This window comes from Lactiplantibacillus pingfangensis, assembly GCF_005404945.1.
GTDB classification, from domain to species: domain Bacteria; phylum Bacillota; class Bacilli; order Lactobacillales; family Lactobacillaceae; genus Lactiplantibacillus; species Lactiplantibacillus pingfangensis.
In genome coordinates this window covers 1-17,353 of the sequence record NZ_BJDG01000024.1, presented here as the reverse complement: position 1 = coordinate 17,353, position 17,353 = coordinate 1, and the positions used below count along the sequence as shown (strand labels likewise).

The following is a 17,353-nucleotide window of genomic DNA, read 5'->3' as shown; positions in this document are numbered from 1 at the left end:
CAAGGAGGTGCACTAGATGGCACAACATTATCGGGTTGGTCGGCTTGAACAAGAGATTCAAAAAGAAGTCGACGACATTCTTTTGAAACGTGTTCGTGATCCACGAGTTGCCGGCTTAACTATTACCGGTGTGACGGTAACGGGTGACTTGCAACAAGCCACAATTTTCTACAGCATTTTATCAGATAAGGCTTCTGATGGTGAGAAGACGGCTAAAGGGCTTGAAAAAGCCAAAGGCCTGATTCGTAGTGAATTAGGATCACGTCTCAGTATTTATAAGACGCCTGAACTTACTTTTGAACGGGATACTTCTGTTCAATATGGCAGTCGAATTGATCAGTTGATCAACAATTTAAAACGCCAAGACTAGTTCGCTAGTTTTGGTAACGACCGTTTCGAGGAAATCATTCTCGGAACGGTCTTTTTTTTCGAAAAAATATAATGTTCAAGTGATTAGTTATTAGCCGGTAGTCATATCGTATAATGAAGTAATCGAATCTTGAATGACAATTGTTGTCGGCGTTTGATTAAAGTTTATTACTCTGATCTAACGGTTGAAAAATCAAACTTGCTAATAACTATTGCCATGTGAATGATTAGGGCATGGAAATTAGTTGATAGTTCCGCTTCCAGTCGCCACTGATAACATGCGGTCGTGGGACCGGTTCAAGCCTGAGGAACGTCTTGGCCCTCGCCCGGAACCCTTGCATAAATCGCAAGTGTCCCGGACCGTCCGTAGCGTAACGCCGGCAAGAAATATGCCGACCTAACGCCACAGTCACGACCGATGGGATCAGCGGCGACTTCCAGCTAATTTGACTGTTTTTAGGTTAGGATTTAGCGGAGATAATCGTTGTGCTGTGTCGAAGTTGCAGCCCCGCACTATGGCTGCGATTGTCCCACCATAGCACAGCGATTTCTGCCTGCCGGAGCGGGCCTTCACTAATTTGAGAGTGCCTGTTGCTTGTATGAGAGTGGTTACGAGCTCATTTGTTCTTTCAACCTTCACCTCTGATGCTAATCAAATCTTTACCGCCAGAAATTTGAGTTGTTCTAAAAGAAGTTAAAAGTAACCACTCAAGTACTACTTCTGGACGGATCTACGTTGATGCGGCCACTAGTTCGACAGGTGGCCATCTGAATAGTTTCTTTAGGCAACTGGTAACTTTAAAATAATACACATCTCTAGCCGTGAGGGGGCTTTGTTTGGGGCTCAGCCGTGGCGCTTGACTTAGCGCGGGGAGGGTGTCCGCGGTTAGTCAAAAACCAGCTTTTGAGACCGCTTTTTGGCTCAAAAATGGTTCATGGCGTTCCAGCCCCAAACGAAGCCCCCGGTAGGCGGGAATTAACCGCTAGTCACTAATCAATTAGTAAGCGGAAAATTAGAATGAATGACCTATCTGGAATGAATTTAGAGAAAATCTTGATACCTAAGAGACACTGTAATCGTTTTAGTCGGTTGTGGTATACTGAAAAAAGTTAATTTTAAGGAGTAAGATTTATGCCAAACGGAATTTTACCATTATATAAGCCACGCGGACTGACGAGTTTTGACTGTGTGGCAAAAATTAGAAAATTATATCATACCCGCAAAGTGGGACATTCAGGGACACTTGACCCAAGTGTTGATGGCGTGTTACCAATCTGTCTTGGCGATGCAACCAAAGTCGTGCAATTTTTGGTTGCTTCTGGCAAGCAGTATCAAGGCAGTATTACACTGGGATTTGCCACCACAACGGAAGATCTGGATGGCGATGAAATTGCACGCGAGCCAATTACCAAACCATTTAGTTCGAGTGAGATTGATCAGGCGCTAGCCGCGATGACTGGTGAAATTACGCAAATTCCGCCGATGTTTTCCGCGGTTAAGGTTAATGGTCGGCGGCTATACGACTATGCGCGGCATGGTGAGACAGTTGAACGGCCTAAGCGCCAGATTACGATTGAGCGCTTTGAACAGCGACAGGTTACCACGTACAATGCCGAACAACAAACCCAGACGATTTACTTTACGGTGGCTTGCAGTAAGGGCACTTACGTCAGAACACTGGCCGTCGATGTGGGTAAGCAGCTCGGGGTACCTGCCGTAATGAGTGATCTGACCCGGTTAAAGAGTGGGGGCTTTACGCTCGATGAAACGGTGACCTTCGAACAGATTGAAGCGGCAGTGACGGCGGGGACCGAAGCAGAGCTACTGGCACCCATTGAAATGGCGCTGACCGCCTATCCACAAGTGGCCTTAACCGATGAGCTATGGTCGCATGTGAAAAATGGGGCCTGGTTATTGCCGGAAGAAGGCCAACAACCTAATCCGGATGCGAACACGATAGTTGCATTCACCTATCAAGACCGCATAAAATGTTTATATAGTTATCGGACTGACTCGCAACGGTACAAGCCGTTAAAAATGTTTTCAGTTGATTAAGGAGTTTTTGTAACATGCAGGTGATTAATTTAACTTATCCCGATTTTGCGCGTCAAATTCCCGCAGGTGCGATTACATTGGCACTGGGATTTTTTGACGGCGTTCATCGCGGACATCAACGTGTTATTGCAGCTGCGCGTGAAAACGCCCAGGCGAATGGCACCAAGTTAGCAGCAATGACGTTTGACCAACATCCTTCCGTTGTTTTTCAACATGCGGCTCCCGATCATGTCCGTTACTTGACGACCGTGGCGCAGAAAGAAACGTTGATGGCGGAACTGGGTGTCGATATTTTGTACATTTTACATTTTGATGCGGCTGTGGGGGCCATGCCACCACAACTGTTCGTGGATCAATTGGTTGTTGGGCTACATGCGACGACCGTTGTCGCTGGATTTGATTATACTTATGGCCCAGCAACCACCGCCAACATGCAACGGCTCAGCGACTACGCGCAGCAGCGATTTGACATTATTGAAGTGCCAAAAGCCATTGATGGCACTGAAAAGATTAGCTCAACGCGAATTCGGACCGCTTTGGATGCAGGTCTGATTGACGAAGCTAATGAGTTGCTTGGCTATCAGTATGAAACCGCCGGAACGGTGGTTCATGGTGAAGCACGTGGGCGAACGCTCGGCTTTCCAACGGCTAACGTCGCACATGACAACAATGAGCGGGTCCCTGGAATTGGGACTTATGCGGTCATGGTGCACGTCCGAGATCAGTGGGTGCTTGGCATGGCCTCAGTTGGCCGTAACATCACTTTTGGGGATGATCGGCCGATTACGGTTGAAATCTATTTGTTAGATTTTACTGGCGATATTTATGGTCAAAATTTAACGATTCGTTGGGGACATCGCATGCGTGGCGAAATTAAGTTCGCCGGTGCTGACGAACTTGTGGCCCAGTTGCAACAAGATGAACAGGTGACACGCGATTATTATGAGCGCCATGCGTTTCGGGCACGACCTCGGTTGTGGTCAGCTTGGCTGGCCGATAAGGAGGATTAACTGTAATGGCAACAAATCAGATTTTTCAACACGGCACCTTAGGCCTGCTAGTTCCTGGGTTATATGATGGGACGATTACGGCCGGTGACTTATTAAAACACGGTGATACTGGTATCGGTACCTTAGATGGGCTCAATGGCGAAGTGATTATTTTAGAAGGGCATGCTTATCAGGCCCGTGAAGATGGTCAGATTCGTGAAATTGCCCCAACTGAAACGTTACCCTTCGCGTCCGTGCACTTTGAAGCGCCACAGCAAACCGCTGAGGTCCATCAGTTAAAAATGACTGATTTTCAAACTCAGGTGGCTGACGAGTATCAACTGGCAAACGTGTTTGCAGCCGTTCGGGTGGATGGCATGTTTAAACAGGTCAAAACCCGCGTCGCACCACATCAGACGAAGCCATATAAAACCCTCGTTGATGCCACGGCGACTCAGCCAGAGTTTGAGGGGACTAATGTTAAAGGAACTATTATTGGGTACTTTGCACCACATTTGTTCCAAGGCGCGACGGTTGGTGGGTTCCATCTGCACTTTTTGAGCGCAGATCATCAATTGGGAGGACATCTATTGGGTTTTGAAATTGATCAAGCCAAATTAAGTCTTCAAAAGTTTGCCGATTTCCAAGTGCATCTCCCAATTGAAAATGGGGATTACTTAGCAGAAAAATTTGATAATGACACGATTGATTCGGCCATTAATAAGGCCGAACGCTAGCACGATAAGCGTGTGACTAAAGGAGCCATGACTGATGTCATAGCTCCTTTTTAGCACTCGACCAATTATTTTGCTAAAATACTTTGTCTTTCCTTGACTTTAAGGTTGGGGGTTGTTATATTAGTACTTGTGTTAGCACTCCATTAAGTTAAGTGCTAAAAAGAGGTGATGATCACGTTAACTGAACGACAAAGCCTAATTTTGAAGGCCATTGTCCGTGACTATACCGAAGGCGGTACCCCAGTTGGGTCCAAATCGTTAGTGCAGGAGTTACCGATGAAGGTCAGCTCCGCAACCATTCGTAATGAAATGGCGCGACTTGAGGATTTGGGATTAATCGTCAAAACGCATTTATCTTCGGGTCGGATTCCATCAATTAAGGGTTATCGTTATTATGTTGATCATATTTTAACCCCTGAAAAGGTGGATAATCGGGACTTGAAGGTCATTCAACATTCGTTGGGTGGTGAGTTTCATAAAATCGATGAGATCGTGGCGCAATCAGCGGATATCTTATCTCAATTGACAAGTTATACCACGTTTACGTTGCGGCCGGAATTGAAAGATAGTCGGCTCAGCGGTTTTCGTCTAGTGCCACTTGGCAATCATCAAGTGATGGCAATTCTGGTGACGAATAACGGTGATGTTGAGAATCAAACCTTTACAATTCCAAACGATCTTTCTGGTGACGAACTAGAACCGGTCGTCCGTTTCATTGATGATCAATTGATCGGTCTGCCGTTACAAGACGTGCTGGCAAAATTGCAAAAAGAAATTCCATTGAAGTTGGCGCATTATTTGCAAAATCCAGATGGCTTCTTAGCAATTTTTGGCAGTGTATTGTCCAAGGCAGCTTCTGAACGGTTCTACGTCGGTGGTAAGTTGAATTTATTCAATTATACTAGCCTACAAGATCCGAAAGAAATGCGATCATTGTATTCATTACTTGATCAAACGGATAACTTGGCAAATGTGATTGGTACTCCCGGTCAGCATATTCAAGTGCGGATTGGTAATGAAATCACCAACGATTTATTGAAAGACTACAGTTTGATCACTGCGACGTATGACGTCGATCAGCACGGGCAAGGCATTATCGCGTTGCTCGGGCCAACGGCGATGCCGTATTCGCGGATGATTGGGCTCATGGGTGCGTTTCAACGTGAACTGGCCCGCAAATTGTTAGATTATTACCGGTACTTTGACGAGTGACGGACAGGGAGATGAAATCATTGGCAAAAAAACCAACTAGTGCGACCGACTCAGCCGAAAGTGCCACGAGTCAAGTTGAAGCAGGCGCCGCTGATTCAGTAGCAACTGAGACAACCGAAAAAGCACAATCGGCACAACCAAAAGTTGATCCTCGTGAGGCCCAACTTGCTGATTTGACTAAACAATTGGCTGATAAAGATGACCAATTGTTGCGGGCGCAAGCCGAATTAGTCAACATGCAAAATCGCTTCAAGAAGGAACAAGCGTCAATCATCAAGTATGATGGTCAGGCGTTGGCTAAAGACGTGTTGCCAGTGTTAGATAACTTGGAACGCGCTCTAGCTGCAGACGCCACCGATGAAACTGCTGGTCAGTTGAAGAAGGGTGTCGAAATGGTTCATGGTCATTTGCAAGAAGCCTTGAAAAAGCATCATGTGGTCGAGGTGCCAGCTGACGGTGAACGGTTTGATCCAAATATTCACCAGGCCGTTCAAACGGTTCCTGCTGACAAGGATCATCCAGCCGAAACTGTGGTGCAAGTCTTGCAAAAAGGGTATCTATTTAAAGATCGAACCCTACGTCCAGCAATGGTCGTTGTGGCTCAATAATTAATTAAAAATAAATTTAAAAGAGGTTTGTTAATTTATGGCAAGTAATAAAATTATCGGAATTGACCTCGGGACGACTAACTCTGCAGTTGCCGTACTCGAAGGTAGCGAACCAAAGATTATTACCACTCCAGAAGGTGGCCGGACGGTTCCTTCAGTTGTGGCTTTTAAAGATGGCGAAACCCAAGTTGGTGAAGTTGCCAAGCGGCAAGCAATCACCAACCCTAACACGGTTGCTTCAATCAAGCGTCACATGGGTGAAGCTGGCTATAAGGTAAACATTGAAGGCAAAGACTACACCCCACAACAAATTTCAGCGATGATTTTACAATATATCAAGGGTTTTGCTGAAGACTACTTGGGTGATAAGGTTGAAAAAGCAGTTGTTACCGTGCCTGCTTACTTTAATGACGCGCAACGTCAAGCGACTAAAGACGCTGGTAAGATTGCTGGTTTGGACATCGAACGGATTATCAACGAACCAACTGCCGCTGCCTTAGCTTATGGTCTTGATAAAACTGACAAAGATGAAAAAATCTTAGTTTATGACCTTGGTGGTGGGACTTTTGATGTTTCCATCTTGGAATTAGGCGATGGTGTGTTTGAAGTCTTATCAACTAATGGTGATACGCACCTTGGTGGTGATGACTTTGATCAAAAGATCATTGACTGGTTGGTTGCCGGCTTCAAGGCTGACAATGGTGTCGACTTGTCACAAGACAAGATGGCATTACAACGGTTAAAGGATGCTGCTGAAAAGGCTAAGAAGGACCTTTCAGGTGTTTCTGAAGCCAATATCAGTTTGCCATTTATTTCTGCTGGCGCAAGTGGCCCATTACATTTGGAACAAAGCTTGACACGTGCCAAGTTTAACGAATTAACGGCTGACTTAGTTGAAAAGACTCGGATTCCAGTTGAAAATGCCTTGAAGGATGCTAACTTACAAGCTTCTGACTTGGATGTTGTCATCTTAAATGGTGGCTCAACTCGGATTCCAGCCGTTCAAGAATCAGTTGAAAAGTGGACTGGCAAGGAATCTAACCATTCAATCAACCCAGATGAAGCCGTTGCTTTAGGTGCCGCTGTTCAAGGTGGGGTCATCACTGGTGATGTTAAAGACGTTGTCCTCTTGGATGTCACGCCATTATCACTTGGGATTGAAACCATGGGTGGTGTCTTCACTAAGTTGATCGATCGTAATACCACGATCCCAACTAGCAAGTCACAAGTCTTCTCAACTGCTGCTGATAATCAACCAGCCGTTGACATTCATGTCTTGCAAGGTGAACGTCCAATGGCCGCTGATAATAAGACGTTGGGTCGTTTCCAACTGAATGATATTCCAGCTGCCCCACGTGGGGTTCCTCAAATCGAAGTTAAATTTGATATTGATAAAAATGGGATCGTGAACGTTTCTGCGAAGGATATGGGCACGAACAAAGAACAAAAAATTACCATCAAGAGTTCATCGGGTCTTTCTGACGAAGAAATTGATCAAATGGTCAAGGAAGCCAAAGAAAACGAAGATGCTGATAAGAAGCGTAAAGAAGAAGTTGATTTGAAGAATGAAGTCGACCAATTGATCTTTACGACGGACAAGACGCTCAAGGAACTTAAAGGTAAAGTTTCTGACGAAGAAGTCAAGAAGGCCCAAGATGCCCGCGATGCTTTGAAGAAAGCACAAGATGACAACAACGTTGAAGAAATGAAAGCCAAGAAGGATGACTTGAACAAGATCGTCCAAGACTTGTCAGTTAAACTCTATCAACAAACGCAAGAAGCACAAGATGCTGCTAAGGGCGCGGATGGTGCTGCTGCAGGTGCCGATAAGGGTGACGCTAAAGGCGATGACAACACCGTTGATGGCGACTTCGAAGACTTAGATAAAGATAAGGATAAGAAGTAAAAATTATCGGTTAGATCAAAAAGCCAAGGCCGCGCGGCTTTGGCTTTTTGTGTCAACTATGCTAGTATTAATGAGACTTTATCAAGGATCATTAGGAGGTTACAATGGCAGAACAAGATTTATATGAGGTTCTGGGTGTTGCAAAAGATGCCAGTCAGGATGACATAAAAAAAGCTTATCGTAAGCTCTCAAAAAAGTACCATCCCGATTTGAACCATGAACCTGGTGCCGAAGACAAGTTTAAGGCGGTCAACGAAGCCTACGAAACATTAGGCGATCCGCAAAAACGGGCGCAATATGATCAATTCGGTTCAACTGGTGGCCAACAACAAGGTTTCGGCGGTGGTGCCGGTGGCTTTGGTGGTCAAGACTTTGGTGGTTTTGGCGGCGGTGGCTTTGAAGATATCTTCAGTTCATTTTTCGGTGGCGCTGGTGGTGGCGGTCGGCGACCAAATCCAACCGCACCGCAACAAGGTCGCGACTTACAATATGAAATGACACTCAAGTTTGAAGATGCCATTTTTGGTAAGAAAACGAATATAACCTACAATCGTGAGGAACATTGTGAAACATGTGGTGGTTCCGGGGCTAAACCTGGAACATCACCGGTCACTTGTTCAAAATGTCATGGTAGTGGCTATATTCAAGTTCAAACGAACACCCCACTTGGCCGCATGATGAGCCAACAAGTTTGTGATGTTTGTCATGGGACGGGTAAAGAGATCAAAGAGAAGTGTGCCACTTGTGGTGGTTCTGGTCATACGGAACAAAGCCACTCAATTAAAGTCACGGTTCCTGCTGGGGTTGAAGAAGGCCAACAAATGCGTCTTCAAAACCAAGGTGAGGCCGGTGCTAATGGTGGGCCTTACGGGGATCTGTTTATCATTTTCCGGGTTGAACCCAGTGATGAGTTTGAACGGGATGGCGCGACGATTTACTTCAAGTTGCCGATTGACTTTGTTCAAGCGGCCTTGGGTGATGAAGTTGCCGTTAAAACGGTCCATGGTGATGTGAAATTAAAGATCCCGGCTGGTACTCAGACGGGAACAACTTTCCGCTTACGTGGAAAAGGGGCGCCACGTTTACGTGGCAATGGCAATGGTGACGAGCGGGTTACCGTGTCAATTCAAACCCCAACGAAATTAAATAAGGGCCAAAAAGAAGCGTTGAAGACTTTTGCCAAGGCAAGCGGTAAATCCGTTGCCGGCAATGGTAAGAGTTCTTTGTTCGATAAACTTCGTGGCGTTTAACTTGATTTTTGAGCATGTCCGGGAAACTGGATGTGCTTTTTTTGTGTGACAATGCAGGGCTAACAGCGTAAAGGCAACCGACTTGGTTTATTAACTGAACTGCCTGGCAGCCGTTTTTTCGAAATTCGGTTTCGATATAGTATAACTATAATATTGTGGGTGCTAGACTTAATTAAGGAGGTGAACCAATGGGCTCAAAACAGATCAGTGGGGGCAATTCAACGGTAATGTTACAAAACCGTTACAGATAGGTCATTTGGCAGTGCGAACGTGCAGACTTTTATGGTTTTCAAGTGCAAACCACGAATAAACGGCATCGCTTGGTAAACTATTCCTTGAACTTAACGTACCGCTAGTCGGTGATGTTGTGTGGTAAATTGACTGACGGGGAAGTTGATAATTGTGAAACAAATGAAACTAGGATTAGTGTTGTTGGTAGGAATTGGCCTAATCGGCGCGGGAGTCGGTTATCGCCAATACGAGCAACATCAAGTGGCCGTTGCCCAACAAAAAGAACAAGCAGCGGTCAAGCAAGTGAAACAACTGAAAGCAGCTGAAAAGGCAAAACGTCTGGCTGATAAAAAGAAGCAACTTGCTGAAAAAATCAAGGCTGATCCATTTAGTAAGACAGAATCAACCAATGAACAGATCACGTCGATGCTTGAGGCGGACAATTTTGTTGGGACGGCGTTAGTTGTTAAAGACAAAAAAGTCATTTATCAAAAGGGCTTTGGCTACGCGAACTATGACAAAAAGCTTAAAAATGGACCGCGGTCAAAGTATCAAATCTTGTCGATTCAAAAGTCGTTAACCGCCGCTGGCATTATGCAACTCGTTCAGGCTGGAAAAGTTAAGCTGTCTGACAAGCTTTCGAAATATTATCCAAGTATTACGCATGGTGATGATATTACGATTCGCATGATGCTGGATATGTCCAGTGGCTTACAATTGAAGAAGGCACCAGAAGAGGCGCTACCTGAGAATCAAGTCGTTAATTTTGCGGTCACAAACGCCACTTATGACGCTAAGAAACATGGTGTCTTTAACTATTCATCGATCAATTTCTTGTTATTAGCTGGAATTATCCGACAACAGAGTGGTATTTCTTATCAAAACTACTTTGAAAAGAATATTATTAAGAAGTTAGATCTTCATGATACCGGTTTTGTGATTGATGGCTATGGCAAAAATGGAACGATCGGTTATCAGGCAACTAAGACACAAGTCAATGCCGATTACACACCAGTTGCCAGTGAACCTGAGTCACAAATGACGTATGAGCTCGGTACTGGCCAAGTTTATATGAGTGCTGGTGACTTGTTCAAGGCTGAGTCGGCGATCCTAGAAGGCCGCCTGATGAGTGCGTCAAACGTTGAGATTTTGCATACACGCACTGCAACGAGCCCGTACGCGGGCGGTCTTTACCGTGTTGATGCCGGAACGCTACGTTCACATGGTATGGGTTATGGTCAAGAATCAGCGATGATGCTGTCTAATGATGGTCAAAGTGGTGTCATCTTGCTGTCAAATTATTGGCGGCCAGCTGTAAATATTCAAACACCAATGGCCAAAATTTATGAAGAAATGATGTTGGGTAATTTAAACTAAACCTAACTTGACTTGATTTTTAGGAGGTGACTGTATGTTTGCAAAATTAAAACTTTGGTTTCGACGTCCAGTCGTTCAGTTTATCTCATTGACAGTGTTCTATTTTGCTGTCATGCTAGCGCTGGTTTACCTTTATGGCTACAGTGGGATTAACCAAGCGAAGTTTATTTACAATGAATTCTAGCTGGGAAGGCAATAACGATCTTTTTGGGGGAATAACTGATGATCAAAAATATGATTGCAACAATAGATGACTTTGCACGGACGCAACCTGAAAAGGTCGTCTATGATGTACAAGGCGTTACACACACTTATGCTGACTTAAAACGGTATTCAGATGCCTTAGCAGCACATTTAGATACGCTAGATTTGGCGGCAGATGCACCCATTATTGTGTTTGGTGGCCAAACTTTTGAAATGATTGCGACGTTCTTAGGGATTGTTAAATCTGGTCGGGCTTATATTCCGATTGATACGCATTCACCGAATGAACGGTTGACGATGATTAATGAAATCGCCCAACCAGCTGCCGTAATTGCTGTGGCAGAATTACCAACGGGTGTTGGGACGACACCAGTTATCACACCGGATCAATTGGCAGAAATTTTTGCCACGCCGGTGGACTATCAAGTTGATCATGCCGTTAGTGGTGACGATAATTATTATATTATCTTTACTTCCGGGACGACTGGTAAGCCTAAGGGTGTTCAAATTAGTCATGATAACTTGCTTAGCTACGTCAACTGGATGCTCAGTGATGACTTCGGCTTGCCAGAGCAGCCTAATGCGCTTTCACAGCCACCGTATTCCTTTGACCTTTCAGTGATGGATGTGTATCCAACCCTTGCGGCTGGTGGGACGCTTTACGCGTTACCAAAGGCAGTTACGGATGATTTCAAGCAGTTATTTGCTGCGTTACCAACCTTGCCAATCAATGTCTGGGTGTCAACGCCATCATTCATGGATATTTGTTTGCTGGAACCAAAATTTAATGCTGAAAACTTGCCAAGCTTGACCCACTTCTTATTCTGTGGGGAAGAGTTGACGCATAAAACAGCAGCAACCTTGAAACAACGATTCCCAGCGGCCCGTATTTTTAATACTTATGGGCCAACGGAAACGTGTGTGGCAGTGACACAAATCGAAATCACCGATGAGGCCTTAGCAAAATTTGATCGTTTGCCAATTGGTTATGCGAAAGCCGATACGCAGATGATTGTCGTTGATGAAACCGGTGAACCCGGTGAACCCGTTCCAACTGGCACTGAAGGCGAATTGATTATTGCTGGACCCAGCGTTTCAAAGGGGTATTTAAATAATCCTGAAAAAACAGCCAAAGCATTCTTTGAACTAGATGGGCAACGCGCTTATCATTCTGGAGATATTGGTACGATGGACGCTGACGGCTTGTTCCGTTATCGCGGTCGGGTTGATTTCCAGATCAAAATGCATGGGTATCGAATCGAATTAGAAGAAGTTGACCATTTCTTAGGCCAACAGCAACATATTAAACAAGCGGTAGCCGTACCGAAGTACAATAAAGAGCATAAAGTAACCCAAATGATTGCCTACGTGGTGCCAAAGCCAAATGAGTTTGAAACTGATTTTGCCTTGACCACCGCAATCAAAAAAGATTTACAAGGAATGATGATGGAATATATGATTCCTCAGCGTTTCGTCTATCAAGAAAGCTTGCCATTAACGCCGAACGGCAAAATTGATGTCAAGTCGATTATGAAAGAGGTTAATCCGGAATGATGTCATTTGATCCATACGGTAACCCAACGTACTTCATCTTACTTTTCATTGCTCTGTTACCGTTAATGATTGGATTACTTTACGGCCACCGTTCACACATTTACGAATCAATCATCTCATTTGTCTTCCTGTTGCTGACCTTCGGGGGGCCTAAGTGGAAGACTGGGATTGCGTTAATTATTTACTTGATTTACCAAATTTGTTTAGTTTGGTTGTACTCGAAGTACCGTCAGCGCGCGGATTCAGCTAACAAGGGCTGGGTTTTCGTGGTGAGTGTCATTTTAGCAATCATTCCATTAGCGGTTGTTAAAATTACGCCCGCTGTTGCGCACGGGGCAAGTTCCATTATTGGTTTCTTGGGGATTTCCTATTTAACCTTTAAAGTGGTTCAAACCATCATGGAAACCCGTGATGGCGTGATTAAAGAATTTCACCCGATCTTATTCGGACAGTTCCTGCTGTTCTTTCCAACGATTTCTTCCGGGCCAATTGACCGTTATCGTCGTTTCGTTAAGGACTACGATAGTGTGCCAACCCGCGCGAAATATTTGGATTTAATGGAAAAAGGGGTACGCTACATTTTCCTCGGTTTCTTGTATAAGTTCTTATTGGCTTATATCTTTGGGACAGTGATGTTACCAACCGTTGAACATGCGGCTATGCAGGCCCACGGAATTTCCTGGGCACTCTTGGGTGTCATGTATACCTACAGTATGGATCTGTTCTTTGACTTCGCAGGTTACAGTTTGTTTGCCGTCGGGGTCAGTTACTTGATGGGTGTCGAAACACCAATGAACTTTAATCAACCATTCAAGTCAAAGAATATCAAAGACTTCTGGAATCGTTGGCATATGACGTTGTCGTTCTGGTTCCGAGATTTCATCTACATGCGGTTAGTTTTCTTCATGATGAAACACAAGCTGTTTAAGAGCCGGATTACGACGGCCAACGTGGCTTATGTGATTAACATGTTAATCATGGGGTTCTGGCATGGCGAAACTTGGTACTATATCGTTTATGGATTATTCCATGGGTTCGCGATGGTCATCAATGACTGGTGGTTACGTTACAAGAAGAAGCATCAAGCACAGATTCCGCACAACAAGTTCACGGAATACTTTGCAATCTTCTTAACGTTTAACGTGGTTTGTTTCAGTTTCTTAATTTTCTCAGGATTCTTGAACACGCTGTGGTTTGTTCCACGGCATTAAAAAAATAATTTAAAAGGGAAGTTATTATCATGGATGAAACACAATCAACAGTATTATCAATTTTACAAGATTTAACAGGGGAAGACGTTTCTAGTAACATGGACACTAACTTATTTGATGAAGGTATCTTAGATTCAATGGGTTCAGTTCAACTTTTATTGGAATTACAAAACCAATTAGGGATCGAAGTGCCTGTCTCAGAATTCGAACGGTCAGAATGGGACACACCAGCTAAAATCGTTGCTAAGGTCGAGAACATGCAATGAGTGTTCCAAAACGCCTTTTTAAGATTTTCGGGCCAATTATTTTGGCAGCTATCTTATTATTGGCCGTACTGCTCTCACCATTCTCTTTCGGATTAAATCATGTTTCCAAAACGACTGAGCAAAAGGCGGCAGTATCATTGTCACCGAATGTCCTCAAAGGACGGCTAATTAAACGTCAGGCTTTGGAAGACGGTTACGTGCCGTTCTTTGGCTCATCGGAGTGGTCACGATTTGATCCAATGCATCCGTCGGTATTGGCAGATAAGTATCAACGTAATTACCGGCCATTTTTGTTGGGGGCGCGTGGTACCCAATCTTTGACCCAATACTTCGTGATGCAGTCGGTAAAAAAGCAGTTAACTAATAAGAAGGCTGTCTTTGTAATTTCACCTCAATGGTTTGTGCCGAATGGGACGCGTAAAGATGCGTTTACGTACTACTATTCACCTTTGCAAACGACTGATTGGTTGCAAACCGAACAAAACACCGAAATGGATCGTTACGCCGCTAAGCGCTTGCTACAAATGCCATCTGGTTCTTCTGATAAGGTTCTGGCAAATGCCTTAACGCGAGTTGCTGCCGGCTTGAAGCCGACGAGTGCTCAACGGGCTTATATCAACTATAAGGCACGAGTGCTTGGCAGTGAAGACGAGTTCTTTTCAAAATTTGGGATCTCTGGCAAGAACCTTGGCAAAGTCGACAAGGCTGAATCACAATTGCCTGCCAATTATAACTACGCTAATTTAGATAAATTGGCTGGTCAAATTGGGAAGCAACAGACGACGTCTAATAGCTTGGAAATCAGTAATACTTTTTGGAAGACGCAATTGCGACGAAACTACAAGCATTTGAAAGACTCGCAAACGCATCTGGATTACACTAAGTCACCTGAATTTTCTGACTTCCAATTGGTCTTAAATCAATTTGCTAAAAATCATACCGATGTGATGTTTGTCATCCCACCGATTAATCAAAGATGGTCGAACTATACCGGCCTCTCAATGAAGATGATTGCGCAATTTGATAAAAAGATTCATTATCAGTTAGCGAGTCAAGGTTTCAATAATGTGATTGATTTGTCACAAGATGGTGGTCAAGATTACTTTATGACCGATACGATTCATTTAGGCTGGCGTGGTTGGTTAGCCGTTGATCAACAACTCAATCCATTTTTGAGCAAAAAATCATTGACGAAACCACAATATCATATGAATGATGAATTCTATACGAAGCGTTGGCAACAATTGAATCCAAAAAATCTTAAAGCTTTTGAACAACAATAAGCCGTTTCAATAATCCTAACCGTTCTTGGTTGGGATTATTTTTTTGCCTAAAAGTTTCAGTTTGGGCTTTCAATTGCCAGAAAAATTGTGATTGTGCGGCTTAGTTGGTATAATTGTCTGGACTAGGAATTAGTAAGAAAGTAGGAAAATAAATGGATAAAGCGACAATGCAAGATCGGCAAAAACATATCCGGAATTTTTCAATCGTCGCCCACATTGATCACGGTAAATCAACGTTGGCGGATCGGATTCTTGAATTGACGGATACGATTTCGAAACGTGAGATGCAAGACCAAGTGCTGGATTCAATGGATTTGGAACGCGAACGCGGGATCACGATTAAATTAAATGCCGTGGAACTACACTATACGGCCAAAGATGGCGAGACGTATATTTTTCATCTGATTGATACCCCAGGACACGTGGACTTCACCTATGAGGTCTCACGTAGCCTGGCTGCCTGTGAAGGGGCCATCCTGGTCGTTGATGCGGCACAAGGCGTTGAAGCGCAGACGTTGGCTAACGTGTACCTAGCGATTGATGATGACTTAGAGATTGTGCCAGTCATTAATAAGATCGATCTGCCGTCCGCTGAACCAGAAAAGGTCCGACAAGAAATTGAAGACGATATTGGCATTGACGCTTCTGATGCGGTGTTAGCCTCTGCCAAGGCTGGGATCGGGATTGAAGCTTTATTGGAACAAGTCGTGCATAAAATTCCCGCACCAACCGGTGATTTGGACGCACCCTTAAAAGCCTTAGTTTTTGATTCAATCTATGATGATTATCGTGGCGTGGTTTTGAGTGTGCGGGTTCACGAAGGCATCGTGCGCCCTGGTGATAAAATCAAGCTGATGAACAGCGGCAGTACTTATGACGTCACCGAAGTGGGTGTTAACTCGCCTAAGCCGATTGCCAGAGACTATTTGATGGCAGGGGATGTTGGCTATATTACGGCCAGTATCAAGGATATTCAAGATACCCGAGTTGGTGATACGGTCACGAATGCCGCTAATCCCGCTGACAAGGCCTTGGCAGGTTATCGTGAAATGAATCCAATGGTTTATGCCGGGATTTACCCAACCGATAATGCCAAGTTTACTGATTTACGTGAGGCGTTAGAAAAACTGAAGCTGAATGATGCCGCTTTGGAGTTTGAAGCAGAATCATCACAAGCTTTAGGTTTCGGGTTCCGTTGTGGTTTCTTGGGACTATTGCATATGGATGTCATCCAAGAACGGCTTGAACGAGAATTCAATTTGGATTTGATTACCACGGCACCGTCCGTCACTTATCATGTGTTGATGACAGATGGCACCGAAAAAGATGTTGAAAATCCGGCTGAAATGCCAGAAGCATCCTCACTAAAAGAAATTCGTGAACCATATGTTAAAGCGCAAATCATGGTGCCAAATGAGTATGTCGGTGCGGTGATGGAGTTGGCACAACGTAAGCGGGGCGAATTTGATACGATGGCTTATTTAGACAATAACCGTGTCAATGTCATCTATCATATTCCGTTGTCAGAAATCATTTTTGATTTCTTTGATAAGTTGAAGTCGAATACGCGTGGTTATGCGTCATTGGATTATGAGCTAGATGGCTATCGTGCCAGTGATTTGGTCAAAATTGACATCTTGTTGAACGGTGACAAGGTCGATGCGTTGAGTTTTATCGCGCATCGTGATTTTGCGGCGGCACGTGGTCGTGAGATTGCGTCAAAATTGAAAACAATCATTCCGCGGCAAAACTTTGAAATTCCGGTTCAAGCGACAATCGGGGCCAAAGTGATTGCACGGACGAACATCAAGGCTTATCGGAAAGATGTTACGGCCCATCTCTATGGTGGTGACCGAACTCGCCGGATGAAGTTACTTGAAAAGCAAAAGGTTGGGAAGAAACGTATGAAGGCAGTTGGACGGGTTGAAATCCCGCAAGAAGCCTTCATGGCAGTTTTGAAAACCGACGAGGAAGAAAAGCCGACTAAATAAGGGGTTCCGCGTAAGCGGAGCTCTTTTGTTTTGGGCTCTTTGTCAACTGTTGTTGGTAATCAGCTATCATTAGCGCCCAGCCGCCCCGTGGCTGGGCGCTTTCTGTACA

At 44.5% G+C, this 17,353-nt stretch carries 15 protein-coding genes; all 15 read left to right on the top strand.

From position 1 onward, the window contains the following. Positions 1-16 precede the first annotated feature (16 nt). The 15 genes from rbfA (at position 17) to lepA (ending at position 17,244) form a co-directional block, all read left to right on the top strand. Positions 17-370 (top strand): 30S ribosome-binding factor RbfA, encoded by a 354-nt coding sequence (rbfA, locus tag FFM74_RS10785; protein ID WP_137607206.1) that lies wholly within the window; start codon positions 17-19, stop codon positions 368-370. Between the two features lie 1,131 nt (positions 371-1,501). Beyond that, a complete protein-coding gene (truB, locus tag FFM74_RS10780) occupies positions 1,502-2,425 on the top strand; it encodes a tRNA pseudouridine(55) synthase TruB (protein ID WP_137626638.1) in 924 nt (307 codons plus the stop codon). 14 nt (positions 2,426-2,439) lie between these two features. Beyond that, entirely contained in the window at positions 2,440-3,435 is a 996-nt protein-coding gene (ribF, locus tag FFM74_RS10775; RefSeq protein WP_137626637.1) for a riboflavin biosynthesis protein RibF, read from the top strand. 5 nt (positions 3,436-3,440) lie between these two features. Then, positions 3,441-4,151, top strand: a complete 711-nt coding sequence (budA, locus tag FFM74_RS10770) for an acetolactate decarboxylase (protein ID WP_137626636.1) — start codon at positions 3,441-3,443, stop codon at positions 4,149-4,151. A 168-nt stretch (positions 4,152-4,319) separates the two neighbouring features. Beyond that, complete coding sequence (hrcA, locus tag FFM74_RS10765; RefSeq protein ID WP_137626635.1) at positions 4,320-5,363, top strand: heat-inducible transcriptional repressor HrcA; 1,044 nt, start codon at positions 4,320-4,322, stop codon at positions 5,361-5,363. A gap of 11 nt (positions 5,364-5,374) precedes the next feature. After that, entirely contained in the window at positions 5,375-5,971 is a 597-nt protein-coding gene (gene grpE, locus FFM74_RS10760; RefSeq protein WP_137626672.1) for a nucleotide exchange factor GrpE, read from the top strand. Positions 5,972-6,008: 37 nt separating this feature from the next. Next, positions 6,009-7,877 (top strand): molecular chaperone DnaK, encoded by a 1,869-nt coding sequence (gene dnaK / locus FFM74_RS10755; RefSeq protein ID WP_137626634.1) that lies wholly within the window; start codon positions 6,009-6,011, stop codon positions 7,875-7,877. Between the two features lie 104 nt (positions 7,878-7,981). Further along, positions 7,982-9,127, top strand: a complete 1,146-nt coding sequence (gene dnaJ / locus FFM74_RS10750) for a molecular chaperone DnaJ (RefSeq protein WP_137626633.1) — start codon at positions 7,982-7,984, stop codon at positions 9,125-9,127. A gap of 411 nt (positions 9,128-9,538) precedes the next feature. Beyond that, positions 9,539-10,735: a serine hydrolase domain-containing protein gene (locus FFM74_RS10745; protein WP_223877220.1), complete on the top strand. Its 1,197-nt coding sequence runs from the start codon at positions 9,539-9,541 to the stop codon at positions 10,733-10,735. A 34-nt stretch (positions 10,736-10,769) separates the two neighbouring features. Beyond that, positions 10,770-10,919: a teichoic acid D-Ala incorporation-associated protein DltX gene (locus FFM74_RS10740; protein ID WP_137626631.1), complete on the top strand. Its 150-nt coding sequence runs from the start codon at positions 10,770-10,772 to the stop codon at positions 10,917-10,919. Positions 10,920-10,957: 38 nt separating this feature from the next. Next, positions 10,958-12,493 (top strand): D-alanine--poly(phosphoribitol) ligase subunit DltA, encoded by a 1,536-nt coding sequence (dltA, locus tag FFM74_RS10735; RefSeq protein WP_137626630.1) that lies wholly within the window; start codon positions 10,958-10,960, stop codon positions 12,491-12,493. Further along, complete coding sequence (gene dltB / locus FFM74_RS10730) at positions 12,490-13,704, top strand: D-alanyl-lipoteichoic acid biosynthesis protein DltB (RefSeq protein ID WP_137626629.1); 1,215 nt, start codon at positions 12,490-12,492, stop codon at positions 13,702-13,704. The genes dltA and dltB overlap by 4 nt, the downstream gene beginning before the upstream one ends. Positions 13,705-13,727: 23 nt before the next feature. Further along, entirely contained in the window at positions 13,728-13,970 is a 243-nt protein-coding gene (gene dltC, locus FFM74_RS10725) for a D-alanine--poly(phosphoribitol) ligase subunit DltC (protein ID WP_137626628.1), read from the top strand. Next, positions 13,967-15,253 carry a D-alanyl-lipoteichoic acid biosynthesis protein DltD gene (gene dltD / locus FFM74_RS10720; RefSeq protein WP_137626627.1) on the top strand — a complete coding sequence of 429 codons (1,287 nt, stop codon included), beginning with the start codon at positions 13,967-13,969 and terminating at the stop codon, positions 15,251-15,253. The genes dltC and dltD overlap by 4 nt, the downstream gene beginning before the upstream one ends. A 152-nt stretch (positions 15,254-15,405) precedes the next feature. Further along, positions 15,406-17,244: a translation elongation factor 4 gene (gene lepA, locus FFM74_RS10715; protein WP_137626626.1), complete on the top strand. Its 1,839-nt coding sequence runs from the start codon at positions 15,406-15,408 to the stop codon at positions 17,242-17,244. The last annotated feature ends 109 nt before the right edge of the window (positions 17,245-17,353 follow it).